Origin of the sequence: Pseudoduganella sp. LjRoot289, from assembly GCF_964252925.1 — a bacterium.
GTDB lineage: Bacteria > Pseudomonadota > Gammaproteobacteria > Burkholderiales > Burkholderiaceae_D > Rugamonas.
Genome location: NZ_CAXUPN020000001.1, coordinates 1,865,332 through 1,880,128, shown reverse-complemented (window position 1 = coordinate 1,880,128; position 14,797 = coordinate 1,865,332). Strand labels below are relative to the sequence as shown.

Genomic DNA, 14,797 nt, shown 5'->3' with positions numbered 1-14,797 from the left:
TATAAAGAATACTGTGGTGCGAGGAGGGGGACTCGAACCCCCACACCATTGCTGGCGTCAGGACCTAAACCTGGTGCGTCTACCAATTTCGCCATCCTCGCGGCGTATTTGTACAAAAGCAAAGGGCGACCCGTCTTCAATTAAGGTCCATTGAAAACGCTTCGCCCTTCCCCGCCTCGGCAGGGGCTTTCAACTTCAACGCAGCATTTTACTGTTTTTTTCAGAGAGCGGAAGGGTTTTTTAACCTAAACACAACATTAAAATGTAATGCGTTGATTCGTATGCAATTTAGCCGGCTTAACGGGTGCGCAGGCGCGCGCACCCGGCCGCAAAATCAGCCGCGGACCGGTTTTTTCACCCGGAACCAGGCTGCGTAAAGCGCCGGCAGGAACAGCAAGGTAAGCGCCGTGGCCAGCACCAGCCCGCCCATGATGGCCACCGCCATCGGCCCCCAGAACACGGAGCGCGACAAGGGTATCATCGCCAGCGCCGCCGCGGCGGCCGTCAGGATGATGGGGCGGCAGCGCCGCACCGCCGATTCAACGATCGCGTCCCACGGCTCTGCGCCGTTTTTGATGTCCTGTTCGATCTGGTCGACCAGGATCACGGAATTGCGGATGATCATGCCGAACAGCGCGATGATGCCCAGGTTGGCCACAAAGCCCAGCGGCCTGCCCAGCAACAGCAGCGCGGCGGCGGCGCCGGCCACGCCCAGCGGGCCGGTGAGGAACACCAGCAGCGCGCGCGAGAAGCTGTGCAACTGCAGCATCAGCAGCGTGAAGATGATGAAGATGGCCAGCGGCAGGTTGGCCGAGATCGACGCCTCCGCCTCGCTGCTGTCGGACGCCGCGCCCTTGACGTCGATGCGGTAGCCCGCCGGCAGCTGTTTGCGCAACTCGTCCAGTTTGGGGTTGATCTGGTTGGTGACGGTCGGCCCCTGTATGCCCTCCACCACGTCCGACTGCACGGTGATGGCCCATTCGCGGCCCTCGCGCCACACCACGCCCGGCTCCCACACAAAGTGCACGCGCGCGACCTGGCCCAGCGTAACGGCCTTGCCGCTGGCGGTGGGCACGGTGGCGTTGTGGAGCACGGAAATGGTGCTGCGCTCATCCAGCGGCTGGCGCACCTGGATGTCGATCAGCTTGATGCCGTCGCGGAACTGCCCGATCGGTATTCCGGACAACATCATCTGCGAAGCGCGCATCACGGTTTGCGAAGTGATGCCCAGCGCGCGCATCTTGTCCTGGTCCAGGTCCAGGCGCAGCACCTTCACGGACTCGTTCCAGTTGTCGTTCACGCCCAGCGTGTTCGGATTGGCGCGCATGACGTCCTTCATCTGGTCGGCGATGGCGCGCACCTTGGCCACTTCCGTGCCGGTGACGCGGAACTGCACCGGGTAAGGCACGGGCGGCCCGTTCGGCAGCAGCTGGACGCGGCCGCGCACTTCGGGGAAGTCCACCTTGAAGATCTCGGTGATCTTCCGGCGCAGCGTCTCGCGCGCTTTCAAGTCCTTGGGCAACACGACGAATTGCGACACGTTCGACTGCGGGAAGATCTGGTTCAGCGGCAGGTAGAAGCGCGGGCTGCCGGTGCCGACATAGCTGGTCACGCTGACCACGCCCTCCTGCTTCTGGATCCAGGTCTCGAACTTCTTGACCTGCGCCTCGTTGGCCGCGTAGGCCGTGCCTTCCGGCATCCAGATCTCCACCATCAGTTCGGGACGGCTGGAGTCCGGGAAGAACTGCTTCTCGATGAAGCCGAAGCCGTAGATGCCGAGGAAGAAAATCGCCAGCGTGGCGGCGATGGCGGTCTTGCGCCATTCCACGCACCAGTTGACGACGGCGCGGAATTTGCGGAAGCCCGGCGTGTCGAACAGCTCGTGGTGGCCGTCACCATGGGGCGTCACCTTCAACAGCAGGTAGCCGATGTAGGGCGTGAAGATGACCGCCACGAACCAGGAAATGATCAGCGCCAGCGCGTTCACCGAGAACAGCGTAAAGGTGTACTCGCCGGCCGCCGACTTGGCCAGGCCGATGGGCAGGAAGCCCGCCACGGTGATCAGGGTGCCGGTCAACATGGGCAGCGCGGTCGAGGTGTAGGCGAAGGTGGCGGCGTCGAAGCGCGAGAAGCCCTCCTCCATTTTTCGCACCATCATTTCAACCGCGATGATGGCGTCGTCGACCAGCAGGCCGAGCGCGATGATCAGCGCGCCCAGGGAAATCTTGTGCAGGTCGATGGACAGCATGCGCATGAACAAAAAGGTCACGGCCAGCACCAGCGGGATGGTCAGCGCCACCACCAGGCCGGGCCGCGCGTCGAGGCGGAACTTGGGCTTGGTGTGCATGCCGAGCGCGACGAAGCTCACCGCCAGCACGATCAGCACCGCCTCGATCAGCGTGCGCACGAATTCGCCGACGGAGGCCTTGACGGCGGTCGGCTGGTCGGACACGCGATTGAGCTCGATGCCGACCGGCAGCTTGGTCCTGAGCGCGGCAACGGTCTTCTCCATGCTCTCGCCCATCTTGATGATGTTGCCGCCCTTTTCCATCGACACGCCCAGGCCGATCACTTCCTTGCCGTTGAAGCGCATCTTGTCGCTTGGCGGGTCTTCGTACTGGCGCTTGACGGTGGCGAAGTCGCCCAGGCGGAAGGTGACGCCGCCGGCGCGCAGCTCCAGTTCCTCCAGGTCCTTGACGGTCTTCATCGCGCCGGTGACGCGCACCTGGATGTTGTCGGTCGGCGTCACCAGCACGCCGGTCGATTCGATGCTGTTCTGCGTGGCCAGCTGGTTGGCGATTTCAGGGATCGATATGCCCAGCTGCGCCAGCTTCTTGTGCGACAACTCGATGACGATCTTCTCTTCCTGCACGCCGAACAGTTCGACCTTGGCGACCTGCGACACGCCCAGCAGCTGCTGGCGCACGAAGTCCGCGTAGTCCTTCATCTCCTCGTAGGTGAAGCCGTCGCCGGACAGCGCGAAGATGGAGCCGTAGGTGTCGCCGAATTCGTCGTTGAAGAACGGCCCGGACACCCCTTGCGGCAAGGTGCCCTTGATGTCGCCTATCTTCTTGCGCACCTGGTACCAGGAAGAGGCCGTTTCGTCCGGCGTGGCCGATTCGCGCAATTGCACCAGGATCAGCGTCTCGCCGGGCTTGGAGTAGCTGCTGATTTCATCGACGAAGGGCGTTTCCTGCAGCTTTTTTTCCAGCTTGTCGGTAATCTGTTCAGCCATCTGCAGCGACGTCGCGCCCGGCCAGAAGGCGCGCACCACCATCACGCGGAAGGTGAACGGCGGGTCTTCGTCCTGCCCCAGGTTGACGTAGCTGAGCGCGCCGCCAATCAGCAGCACGGCCATCAGGTAGCGGGTCAGCGGAATATGTTCGAGCGCCCAGCGCGAGAGATTGAAGCCGTCCTTCATTTGGCGGCTCCGACGGCGGGAGCGGCTATCGTGGATTGGGCGGGGGGCTTGGCGCTGGCCACCTCATCGCCGAGTATCTTCACCTTCTGGCCCGGTTTGAGCACGTTCACGCCCGCCGTCACGACGGTCTGGCCCGGCTTGACGCCCGACGCCAGGATCAGGTCGTTGCCGGCAACGCCGCCGGACGTGACCGGGGTCAGCTTGACCGCGCCGTTTTCCACCACCCACACCGAGGTCGCGGACTTCTCGTAAAACAGCGCCGTCATCGGCACCTTGATCAGCGGCTGCGGGGTCTTGGACACGAACTGCACCACCGCCGTCATGCCCAATTTCGCAGGCAGGGTTTCAGGCACGGTCACCTTGACCGTATAAGTGCGGGTGGCCGGATCGGCCGCCGGCGAGACTTCCCGGACCTTGCCGGGCACCGACAACTGCGGATTGGCCCACAAGCGCACGCGCACGTCGGAAATGGACTTCATCCGGTCGACCTGGTCTTCCGGCACGCCGATGACGATTTCCTTGTCGCCCGACTTCGCCACCTGCACCACCGGCGTGCCGGCGGCGACCACCTGGCCCACTTCCGCGTTCACCGCCGTCACCACGCCGTCGATGTCGGCCACCAGGGAAGCGTAACCGGCCTGGTTGGACTGGCCGCGGTAGGCCGCCTGCGCCGCCTCCACGTTGGCCTGCGCCGCCTTATAGGCCGAGTCCTTGCTATCGAGGACGGTCTGGCTGACGAAGTTCTGCCCCTTCAGATCCTGGTAGCGTTTCAATTCCGCCCTGGCGAAGTCGCGCGCCGTCTCGGCGGCGCGCAGCGCGGCCAGCGCCTGCGCCTGCGACAGCTTCAAATCCTGCGGGTCCAGTTGCATCAATACCTGGCCCTTCTTGACGACGGCCCCCACGTCCACGCTGCGGGCCACGATCTTGCCGCCCACGCGAAAGCCCAGTTTGGACTCCACCCGCGCCCGCACCTCGCCGGAAAACTCCGAGTCCACGTCGACATCGCTGCTCTGCAGCACGATGGCGCGCACCGGACGGATGTCCTCGGTCTTCGGCGCTTCCTTCTGGCACCCGGCCAGGGGCAAAACGATGCAGGACATCAATATCGGGAAAGTGCGCAGTTTTTTCGGGGAGAACACGTTATTTTCCTTTAGTATGCGGGCTGCTTGATTGCGGCGATGTCACATTGCCACTATTATGATCCTGCTGGAAAGTTAATGACTTTCCGTTAATTAAAATTATAAGCTGCGCTACAATCTTTGCAAATGACTTTAGCGTCATTTATTTGACACCCCGACTATGCCTGTAGACCATTACGAGAATTTCCCTGTCGCCTCGGTGTTGCTGCCGCGCCGGCTGGTGCCCGCCGTCGAAGCCATTTACGCCTTCGCCCGCAGCGCCGACGACCTCGCCGACGAAGGCGACGCCACGCCGGAGCAGCGCCTGGCCGCCCTCGCCGCCTATGAGCAGGCGCTTGATGCCATCGCCCAGGGCCAGGCCGGACTGGAGCCGATGTTTGCCCGCCTGGCCGAGGTCGTACAGCAATACGATTTGCCGCTGCAGCCCTTCCGCGACCTGCTGTCCGCCTTCAAGCAGGACGTCAGCGTGACGCGCTACCCGAGCTACGAGCTGCTGCTGGACTACTGCGCGCGTTCGGCCAACCCGGTCGGACTGCTGATGCTGTCGCTGTACGGCAAGGCCGATGCTGAGAATGTACGCGACTCCGATGCCATTTGCTCAGCTTTGCAAATTATTAATTTCCTGCAAGATGTGGCGATCGATCTGCACAAGGAGCGCATCTACCTGCCGCTGGAAGACCTGGCCCGCTACGCCGTCTCGCCGGCGTCGCTGGACCACCCGGGCGGCAGCGCCAAGTGGCGCAGCCTGATGCGCTTCGAAGTCGAACGCGCGCGCGCCCTGATGTTGAGCGGCGCGCCGCTGGCCGTGCGCCTGCGCGGGCGCATCGGCCTGGAGCTGCGCATGGTTGTGCAAGGCGGCCTGCGCATCCTGGAAGCGATCGAGGAAGTGGACTACGACGTGTTCCGGCGCCGCCCCAAGCTGACCAAGCGCGACTGGATCAAGGTCGCCTGGCGCGGTTTGCGCATGAAAGCGCGGATGAAACGCGCCATGAAAAGCCCCTCCGCCGCGGCGCTTCCCTTAGAATAGCGGCTTCGATAGCCTCGCCCTTGCTTTTTTGACCATGTCACCAGACGAATACTGCCAGCAAAAAGCCGCCGCCAGCGGGTCCAGTTTCTACTACAGCTTCCTGTTCCTGCCGCAGGAGCGGCGCCGCGCCATCATGGCGCTGTACGCGTTCTGCCGCGAAGTGGACGACACCGTGGACGAATGCACCGACGAATCGGTGGCGCGTATCAAGCTGGCATGGTGGCGCAATGAGATCGCCGGCATGTACGACGGCAAGCAGGCCCACCCGGTGACGCAGGCGCTGCAGCCGCACCTGGCGACCTTCAATCTGAAGCAGGAGCACATGCAGGCCATCATCGACGGCATGGAGATGGACCTGAACCAGACGCGCTACCTCGATTACGCCGGCATGTCGAAGTACTGCTGGCACGTGGCCAGCGTGGTCGGCATCCTGTCCGCCAGCATCTTCGGCGTAACGAATCCGCAGACTTTGCAGTTCGCCGAGAAGCTGGGCCATGCCTTCCAGCTGACCAACATCATCCGCGACGTCGGCGAAGACGCGCGCAAAGGCCGCATCTACCTGCCGGTCAACGAACTGCAGCAATTCAACGTGACCGCCGCCGACCTGCTGAACGCGCGCCACACCGAGAACTTCGAGAACCTAATGAAGTTCCAGATCGCGCGCGCGCAAAAGGCCTACGACGAAGCGTTCGCGCTGCTGCCGAAAGAAGACCGCCGCGCCCAGCGCCCCGGCCTGATGATGGCCGCCATCTACCGCACCCTGCTCACCGAAATCGAAAACGACGGCTACCACGTGCTCACCCAGCGCATCTCGCTGACGCCGATCCGCAAGCTGTGGCTGGCGTGGAAGACCTATATTCGTGGCTAAGTTCATGGCGGCCCCTCAGGCTGCGACGACGGCCAAGCTGTCGTCCTCGCGCAAGCGGGGACCCATACCGGCCCCCGAGAAATGACGCGACGCAAAATCGCCGTGGCCGGCGCCGGCTGGGCAGGATGCGCGGCGGCGCTGGAACTGGCGCACGCCGGCTGCGCGGTGACGCTGCTCGAATCGGCCCGCACCCTGGGCGGCCGCGCGCGGCGCGTGGAGGTGGACGGACACCAGCTGGACAACGGCCAGCACATCATGCTCGGCGCCTACGCCGCATCCCTGCGCGTGATGAAACTGGCCGGCATCGACATGAAGCAGGCCGTGCTGACGCTGCCGCTGCAAATGCGCTACCCGCCCGGCTCCGGCGGCATGGATTTCCTGGCGCCGCGCCTGCCCGCGCCGCTGCATCTGCTCGGCGCCCTGCTGCGCGCCACCGGCCTGGCGCGCGAAGACAAGCTGTCGCTGGCGCGCTTTTCCACCACCGCGCGCTGGATGGACTGGCAACTCAACGCCGATTGCAGCGTCAATGAACTGCTGCTGCGCTTCGACCAGACCCCGCGCCTGATCCAGCTGATGTGGCGTCCGCTGTGCCTCGCCGCGCTGAACACGCCGCCCGAGCGCGCGTCGGCCCAGGTCTTCCTGAACGTGCTGCGCGACAGCCTCGGCGCGCGCCGCCAAGCGTCCGACATGCTGATCCCGCGCGCCGACCTGAGCGCACTGTTCCCCGAGGCCGCTGCGGCCTGCGTCACGCAGCGTGGCGGCAGCGTCCAACTGGGCGCCAAAGTGGCCGCGCTGACGCCGCTGCCCGGCGGCCGCTGGCACGTCGCAGCCACCGGCAGCGCCCTCGGCGGCGCGTGGGGCGAAGACTACGACGCCGTCGTCCTCGCTACCGGCGCCCCCGGCAGCGCCGCGCTGCTGCGCGACCTGCTCGCGCGCTCAGCTCCCGGTACGGTCGCAGACACCCGGGCGGCGGCAACTAGCGGCGCAGCAGCACTCACGGCTTACCTCACAGCCGTGCCGGCCGCTGCAAGCGGCGCAGCAGCACTCACGGCTTACCTCACAGCCGTGCCGGCCGCTGCAAGCGGCGCTGCGACGCCGGTCCCGGCCTTGGCTGGCGCTCTAGCATCGGCGCCCGGGCAGCCCGCGGCAGGCTCGCCCATCGGCGCCGCGCAGCGCGAAGCCCTCCTTGTCCAAACGGGCCAGCTGGAGGCCTTCGAGCACGAGGCAATCACCACCTGCTACCTGCAATACGCACCCGGCGTGCGCCTCGACTTGCCCTTCTACGCCTTGCTCGACGATCCGCTCGTTCAGCACTGGGGCCAGTTCGTCTTCGACCGTGGCCAACTCGACAACAATCAGCAGGGCATGCTGGCCGTTGTCATCAGCGCCTCGGCAAGCGCTGCGCAATTCGGCCAGGCGGCCCTGGCCAGCGCCATCGCGGCCCAGCTGGCTGCAGTATTGCGCCGTCCCGAGTTGGCCGAGCCCTCCTGGTCCCGGGTCATCACCGAGAAACGCGCCACCTACGCCTGCAGCCCCGGCCTGGCCCGTCCGGACAACGCCACCGCCCTGCCCGGCCTGCTGCTGGCGGGCGACTACACGGCGGGCGACTACCCGGCCACGCTGGAAGGCGCCGTGCGCAGCGGCGTCGCCGCCGCCAAAAAGTTGCTTTCAAAATAACATGGGTGGCACACGGCACACCCCGGCTATCCCCTTAATACGTAGTCTGCTCCGCCATTTACGCATCCTGTCGCACACCGGTGGTCTGTACAAGTGGGTTTGCGTACAGTCGCATCATCGACAAACGGTTATACATGGAGCAGCAAATGACACTGGCACTGACTTTGAAGACCCTGGCTATCGTCGCCTTCGTGGCAGCCAGCACGGTTGCCATCGTGCTGAGCGAACAGATGGTCATGGCAGTTCCAATTTCGCAACACGCAGCGTTTTAAGCGCAGGAGTTTTTTGATGGATAAGCAGGCTTACCTGGACGCGCTGCAAAAGGCCCTGGCGGGACTCCCGCCGGAAACGGTCGCCAAGACCCTGGCCTACTACGAGCAGCGTTTCGTCGACGGCGTCATGAGCGGCCGCAGCGAAGCGGACATCGCCGCCGAACTGGGCGATCCGCGCAAGATCGCCATGACGCTGCGCGCCAATGTCCACATGGCCAACTTCGAACAGAAGAAAACCCCGGTCAACGCCGGCCGCATGGCGGTGTCGCTGATCGGCCTGGCCATCTTCAACCTGTTCATGGTGGTGCCCGCCATGGTGTACGGCGCGCTGCTGGCCACGATTTACGTCTGCGCCTTCAGCTTTTACCTGAGCGGCATCGTGGTGACGGCCAGCGGTTTGTCCGGCACCAACGAACTGGTGCTCGACGGCCCGCTGCGCGAAATGATCCGTTTTACGGACGACGGCGACGATGGCCACCGCATGCAAACCAAGGTCTCCATCGGCCACGACGGCATCCAGGTGTTCCAGGAGCCGATGGACGGCTACAGCCAGAAACCGAACGAAGACAACGACAGTGAGAGCGAGGGCGACAGCAAATCGGGCCAGATCATCGAAAAGGCCGAACGCATGGCCAGCAGCGCGGTACACATTTCGACCGACCTGGACAGCGAATCGCGCACGACCCAGTCCGTGCTCGGCATGACCCTGGTGATCCTCGGCATCCTGCTCAGCCTGCTTAGCCTGGTGGTGACCAAATACACCGTCATGGGCATCAAGCGCTACATCCAGATGAATTTTTCCCTGCTAAAGGGCCGCTGAGGCGGACAGGAGCAATTATGCGTTCATTGATCAAAGTCGGAATCAGCATGCTGCTGCTGGCCTTCGTGCTGATTGCGATCTCCTACAACATGCTGCGGGCGCACGGCGCCACCAACCCGTCCAGCGCCCAGGGCCGCGCGCCGGCCAGTGAAGTGCGGGAGATCGGCAGCGGCATCACGTCAGTCGTGCTGAGCGGCCCGATCGACCTGACCTTGCGCCAGGGCGACAAACCCTCCCTCAAGGTGCGCGGCGAACAGCGCTTGCTGGGCAACGTGGAAACCGAGCAGGAAGGCACAACGCTGCACATCGGCACCAAGGGCATGCTGCTGCATCACCGCCGTCCGCTGCAGGTGGAACTGGTGCTGCCCTCGCTGGCCGAACTGGAAGTCCACGGCAGCGGCGACAGCACGATCAATGGCTTCAGCGGCGAAAAGCTGTCGGTGCAGCTGCACGGGCCCGGCAATGTGAACTTCAACGGCCGCTTCAAGAAGGTCGACGCCGGCGTGCACGGCAGCGGCGACCTGGTATTGAACACCGGCGCCAGCGAAATGGTGACGCTGGAAATGGTGGGCTCGGGCCAGATCAAGAGCAGCGGCAGTTGCAAGACCCTGAACGCCGAACTGACCGGCTCCGGCGACCTGGACGCGCAGCACCTGGCATCCGACAAGGTGACCGTGAATTTGAAGGGATCGGGCACGACGAATGTGTTTGCCCGTAAATCAGCCGAGCTGACCCTGAACGGCAGCGGCGATATCCGCGTGTTCGGCAATCCGGATAACCGCAACGTGAACCGCACCGGGTCGGGCGAGGTCAGCTGGGACCATTGAGCGTCTGGCGGGCCAGGCTGCGCCGCGAGTTACGCCGAGTTACGCCAGCGCAGCACGTCATTAGCCGTTGCCTGGCCGCTCGCCAGGCAGGCGGTCAGCAAATAGCCACCGGTGGGCGCCTCCCAGTCCACCATCTCGCCGGCCACGAACACGCCCGGCTTCGCCTTCAGCATGCTTCCCTCCAGCGCCTCGAAACGCACGCCGCCGGCAGTGCTGATCGCTTCATCGATGGGGCGCGGCGCGCGCAGGCGCAGCGGCAGCATTTTCAGCACCCTCGCCAGCTTGGCCGGATCCGCATATTCTTCCGCCGTGGCGCATTCGCGCAGCAGTCCCGCCTTCACTCCCTTGATCCCCAGCCGGCTTTGCAGATGGCTCGCCATCGAACGCGAGCCGCGCGGGTGGCTTACCTCGTCCAGCACGCGTTCCTCGCCCAGGTCCGGCAGCAGATCCAGGTAAATCAAGGCGCTGTCGTCGGCCGCGATCTGATCGCGCAGCGCGGCCGACAGCGCATAGATCAGGCTGCCCTCGACGCCGCTAGCCGTCACCACGAACTGGCCCTGCTTGTGCAAAAGCTGCCCGGAGGCGTCGGTCGAAATGATGGCAACGGTGGTCAGCGGGTCGCCCGCGTACTTGCCGCTGAAATGCTCGCTCCATTGCACGTCGAAGCCGCAGTTGGCCGGCACCAGCGGCGCCACCTCGACGCCTTGCCGCCCCAGCAGCGGCACCCAGGCGCCGTCGGACCCGAGCCGCGCCCAGCTGGCGCCGCCCAGCGCCAGGATGGTGGCATCTGCCTGCACGGCGAGTTCGCCGTCCGGTGTGTCGAGCAAGAGCGCGCCGTCCTCGCGCCAGCCGGTCCAGCGATGGCGTTGATGAAAATGAACGCCGTGCTCGCGCAGACGGTGCAGCCATGCGCGCAGCAGCGGCGCGGCCTTCATCTCGGTCGGAAACACGCGGCCGGATGTGCCGACGAAGGTGGCTATGCCCAGGCCATGGACCCAGTCGCGCACATGCTGCGGACCGAAGGCGTCCAGCATGGGTTGCAGCGTGGCGGCGCGCTTGCCGTAGCGCGTGACGAAGGTTTCATACGGCTCGGCGTGGGTGATGTTCATGCCGCCGCGCCCGGCCAGCAGGAACTTGCGGCCGACCGATGGCATGGCGTCGTAGACGTCGACCTGCAGTGCGGCCGCATCGGCAGACATGGCCAGCGTTTGCGCCGCCATCAAACCGGCCGGCCCGCCGCCGATCACGGCGACGCGGAAGGTATTCTTATACTCTGACTGCATGGGGGAATCCGGGTGAAATATTGAGGCAATCCGGCATTCTAGGGCATACTGGCATGCATCTACCAATTTGGGAGGCAGTCATGGGCGCAGCGTACTGGATCAAGCGATATTTGCTGGCGGCGGTGCCGCTGTTCGCCATCCTGGCGGGTGTGGAATACGCCAAGGGAACGCCGACGCAGGCCGACATACTGAGCGCCGCAGCGTGGGCCGTGGTGGCCGCGGGGGTATTTATCGGTTCGCAGTACCGGCGCTACCGCAAGAACCTGGCATGCTCGGCCTGCGATATGCTGAATAAGCGGCCATGACTTCGGGCGCTCAGCATGGATTCCCGCGTTCGCGGGAATGACAACGCCAGCGGCCCCTTGTCATCCCCGCGAATGCGGGGCGGTCCGCCGATGCGATCCATACGCATTAGCCGCCAGTCACTGGCGGGAAGAACGCCACTTCGGCGCCCTCATTAATCAGCGTCCCTGGCTGGCACATCACCTGGTTGCAGGCCATGCGCAGCGCGCGGCCTTCGCCCAGGGCTTGCGCCCAGGCGCCGCCACGCGAAATCAGCAAGGCGCGAATGCCGCCCACCGTCGCCACGCCTTCGGGCAACTCCAGCACCTCGGTCGACGTACCAACCGCCTCGCGCACACTGGCGAAAAATTTCAGCGTCACGTTCATATCAACTCGCTGAAAGGAATAAAGCGCACGGTATCGCCCGGGTGTATCACCCGGCCCGGCGGATTGTCTATCAAGCCGTCGCCCCACACGGTGGAAGTGAGCACGCCCGAACTCTGGTTCGCGAACAGATCCAGACCGCCATGGTCGTTCAGCCGCGCCCGCAGGAACTCGTTGCGGCGGTCGGCTTTCGGCCAGCTGAAATCCGCGCGCAGCTGGTAAGTCCTGGGCGCAAGCGCCTTCGGATCGCCTACCCCTTGCAGACGCAGGATAAAAGGCCGCACGAACAGCAGGAAGGTCACAAAACTGGACACCGGATTACCCGGCAGTCCGACGAAGAACGCATCCTTCACTTCACCGAACGCCAACGGCTTGCCCGGCTTGAGTGCGATCTGCCACATATTCAGCTTGCCCTCGGCTTCCACCGCCGGCTTCACGTGGTCTTCCTCGCCAACGGACACGCCGCCGGAGGTGATGATCAAATCATTGCCTTCGGCAGCCTGGCGCAACACCGAGCGCGTCGCCTCCAGCGAGTCCGGCACGATGCCGAAGTCGGTGATCACGCAGCCCAGGTTTTCCAGCAGCGCGCGCAAGGTAAAGCGGTTGGAATTGTAGATGGCACCCGGCGCCAAGGGCTCGCCCGGCATCGCCAACTCGTCACCGGTGAAGAACACCGCCACGCGCAGCTTGCGCCGCACCGGCAGTTCAGCCAGCCCGACCGACGCGGCCAGCCCCAGCTCCTGGCTGCGCAAACGCGTGCCCGCAGGCAGGATGATGCTGCCGTTGGTGATGTCCTCTCCCGCACGGCGTATCCACTCTCCGGGCACCGGCGCGTGCTTGATGGTGACCACACTGCCGGCCAGTTCGCACTGTTCCTGCATCACCACAGCGTCGGCGCCCTCAGGTATCAGCGCGCCGGTGAAAATGCGCGCGGCGGTGCCGGGCAGCAGCGGCTGGCCGACATGGCCGGCCGGAATGCGCTGCGACACCGTCAGCGTGGCGGCGCCGCTCGCGCAGTCAGCCGCGCGCACCGCGTAGCCGTCCATCTGCGTGTTGTCCTGCGCCGGCACGTGCATGCTTGACACCTGCGCCTGCGCCAGCACGCGGCCGTTTGCCTCCAGCGTGGACAGCAACTCAATGTCCGCCACCGGACGCGCGGCGGCCAGCATGAAGTCCAGCGCCTCGCGCACCGGCAGCAGGGGTTTCGGCTGGGTTTTCGCCGCGTCGCTCATCGCTTACAGTCCCGTGTTGGTGGCGATGTAGTCTTTCATCTTCGCCACGTCGGCCGGCATCACGACGAAACGCTGCGGCAGCGCTTCGATGTTCTCAAAGCCGGCGGGACGTTCCGCGTCCTCGCCCAGTGCGTCGAGGATGGTCTCGTTGAACTTGGCGGCCAGCGCCGTTTCCAGCACGATCATCGTCACGCCGTTTTCCAGGTTCTCGCGCGCGACCTTGATGCCGTCGGCGGTGTGCGTGTCGATGATGATGCCGTAGTCGTCCGCCACGTCGCGGATGGTGTCCAGGCGGTCCTGGTGGGTGGACTTGCCGGACTTGAAGCCGTACTGCGCCACATTGGTGAACTCGTCGCCGTCGCTGCCCGGATAGCCGGACAGGTCGAAGCCGCCGTGCGTCTCCACTTTCTCGAACAGCGCGCGGGTGCGCTCCGCGTCGCGGCCCACCAGGTCGTAGATGAAGCGTTCGAAGTTCGAAGCCTTCGAAATGTCCATCGACGGGCTGCTGGTGTGATAGGTCTCGGCGGACTTGCGCACGCGGTACACGCCGGTGCGGAAGAACTCGTCCAGCACGTCATTTTCGTTCGTGGCGGCCACCAGCTTGGAGATCGGCAGGCCCATCATGCGGGCGATATGGCCGGCGCAGATGTTGCCGAAGTTGCCGGACGGGACGGTGAACGACACCTTCTCGTCGTTGCTGGCGGTGGCCGACAGGTAGCCGCGGAAGTAGTACACCACCTGCGCCACGACGCGCGCCCAGTTGATCGAGTTGACGGTGCCGATCTTCTGCTTTGCCTTGAAGGGCAGGTCATTCGAGACCGCCTTGACCATGTCCTGGCAGTCGTCGAACACGCCTTCGACGGCGATGTTGAAGATGTTCGGATCCTGCAGGCTGAACATCTGCGCGGTCTGGAAGGCGCTCATCTTCTTGTGCGGCGACAACATGAAGACACGGATGCCTTTTTTGCCGCGCATTGCGTATTCGGCGGCGCTGCCGGTGTCGCCCGAGGTGGCGCCGAAGATGTTCAGTTCAGCGCTATTCTTGGCCAGCGTGTATTCGAACAGATTGCCCAGCAACTGCATCGCCATGTCCTTGAAAGCCAGGGTCGGGCCGTTCGACAGCGCTTGCAGCACCAGTTTCTTGCCCTTGGATTCTTCCAGCACGCGCAGCGGCGTGATCTCGGCGGCGGCTTCGCCCTCGCGCGCGTTGCGGTACACGTCGGCCGTGTAGGTCTTCGCGGTCAGCGCCTTCAGGTCGGCTTCAGGGATGTCGGTGGCGAACTTCTTCAGAATCTCGAAGGCCAGGTCCGCATAGGACAGCTTGCGCCAGGCATCGAGCTCGGCGCCGGTCACTTGCGGGTATTCGGACGGCAGATAAAGCCCACCGTCGGGGGCCAGGCCGCCCAGTAGAATATCGGAGAACTGCTGCGGAGATTGCGATGCGGCCGACGCTGCGGCGCGGGTAGACACATATTGCATAGATGAGAAAGTCCGGTTGGGCGTGCGAAATCGAGCATCTATTATAGTGCGGCTCGCGCCCGACTGTTAGATCGCATAGTTTTATG

General features: G+C 64.5%; 13 protein-coding genes and 1 tRNA gene. 7 read left to right on the top strand and 7 right to left on the bottom strand.

Annotated elements, in window-relative coordinates; all coding sequences use genetic code 11:
* Positions 1-14: 14 nt before the first annotated feature.
* The 3 genes from ACSQ8Y_RS08080 to ACSQ8Y_RS08070 form a co-directional block, all read right to left on the bottom strand.
* Positions 15-101: transfer RNA gene (locus ACSQ8Y_RS08080), tRNA-Leu, on the bottom strand.
* Positions 102-334: 233 nt separating this feature from the next.
* On the bottom strand, positions 335-3,421 hold the full coding sequence (locus ACSQ8Y_RS08075; protein ID WP_436265931.1) for an efflux RND transporter permease subunit: 3,087 nt from the start codon (positions 3,419-3,421) through the stop codon (positions 335-337).
* The gene (locus ACSQ8Y_RS08070) at positions 3,418-4,521 is read right to left on the bottom strand and encodes an efflux RND transporter periplasmic adaptor subunit (protein WP_436269783.1); all 1,104 of its coding nucleotides are present in this window, start codon (positions 4,519-4,521) and stop codon (positions 3,418-3,420) included. Before ACSQ8Y_RS08070 ends, ACSQ8Y_RS08075 begins: the two co-directional genes overlap by 4 nt.
* A gap of 199 nt (positions 4,522-4,720) precedes the next feature.
* Here ACSQ8Y_RS08070 and hpnC point away from each other — a divergent pair, with 199 nt between their 5' ends.
* The 6 genes from hpnC (at position 4,721) to ACSQ8Y_RS08040 (ending at position 10,051) form a co-directional block, all read left to right on the top strand.
* Complete coding sequence (gene hpnC, locus ACSQ8Y_RS08065) at positions 4,721-5,587, top strand: squalene synthase HpnC (RefSeq protein ID WP_436265930.1); 867 nt, start codon at positions 4,721-4,723, stop codon at positions 5,585-5,587.
* Between the two features lie 34 nt (positions 5,588-5,621).
* Entirely contained in the window at positions 5,622-6,455 is an 834-nt protein-coding gene (gene hpnD, locus ACSQ8Y_RS08060; RefSeq protein WP_436265929.1) for a presqualene diphosphate synthase HpnD, read from the top strand.
* Between the two features lie 81 nt (positions 6,456-6,536).
* A complete protein-coding gene (locus ACSQ8Y_RS08055) occupies positions 6,537-8,132 on the top strand; it encodes a hydroxysqualene dehydroxylase (RefSeq protein ID WP_436265928.1) in 1,596 nt (531 codons plus the stop codon).
* Positions 8,133-8,278: 146 nt separating this feature from the next.
* Complete coding sequence (locus ACSQ8Y_RS08050) at positions 8,279-8,404, top strand: hypothetical protein (RefSeq protein ID WP_436265927.1); 126 nt, start codon at positions 8,279-8,281, stop codon at positions 8,402-8,404.
* 16 nt (positions 8,405-8,420) lie between these two features.
* Positions 8,421-9,224, top strand: coding sequence for a DUF1700 domain-containing protein (locus ACSQ8Y_RS08045; RefSeq protein ID WP_436265926.1), 804 nt, complete (start codon positions 8,421-8,423; stop codon positions 9,222-9,224).
* 17 nt (positions 9,225-9,241) lie between these two features.
* Positions 9,242-10,051, top strand: a complete 810-nt coding sequence (locus ACSQ8Y_RS08040; RefSeq protein ID WP_436265925.1) for a head GIN domain-containing protein — start codon at positions 9,242-9,244, stop codon at positions 10,049-10,051.
* 29 nt (positions 10,052-10,080) lie between these two features.
* Here ACSQ8Y_RS08040 and ACSQ8Y_RS08035 read toward each other — a convergent pair whose 3' ends face one another.
* Positions 10,081-11,334, bottom strand: coding sequence for a TIGR03862 family flavoprotein (locus ACSQ8Y_RS08035; RefSeq protein ID WP_436265924.1), 1,254 nt, complete (start codon positions 11,332-11,334; stop codon positions 10,081-10,083).
* An 80-nt stretch (positions 11,335-11,414) separates the two neighbouring features.
* On the opposite strand from ACSQ8Y_RS08035, the gene ACSQ8Y_RS08030 reads away from it, so the two are divergent.
* Positions 11,415-11,639 carry a hypothetical protein gene (locus ACSQ8Y_RS08030; protein WP_436265923.1) on the top strand — a complete coding sequence of 75 codons (225 nt, stop codon included), beginning with the start codon at positions 11,415-11,417 and terminating at the stop codon, positions 11,637-11,639.
* Between the two features lie 106 nt (positions 11,640-11,745).
* Here ACSQ8Y_RS08030 and moaD read toward each other — a convergent pair whose 3' ends face one another.
* From moaD to thrC, 3 genes are read right to left on the bottom strand one after another with little or no spacing between them, the layout of a single operon-like run.
* Positions 11,746-12,003, bottom strand: a complete 258-nt coding sequence (moaD, locus tag ACSQ8Y_RS08025; RefSeq protein WP_436265922.1) for a molybdopterin converting factor subunit 1 — start codon at positions 12,001-12,003, stop codon at positions 11,746-11,748.
* A complete protein-coding gene (locus ACSQ8Y_RS08020; RefSeq protein ID WP_436265921.1) occupies positions 12,000-13,232 on the bottom strand; it encodes a molybdopterin molybdotransferase MoeA in 1,233 nt (410 codons plus the stop codon). The genes moaD and ACSQ8Y_RS08020 overlap by 4 nt, the downstream gene beginning before the upstream one ends.
* 3 nt (positions 13,233-13,235) lie before the next feature.
* Entirely contained in the window at positions 13,236-14,711 is a 1,476-nt protein-coding gene (gene thrC, locus ACSQ8Y_RS08015; RefSeq protein ID WP_436265919.1) for a threonine synthase, read from the bottom strand.
* Positions 14,712-14,797: the final 86 nt, after the last annotated feature.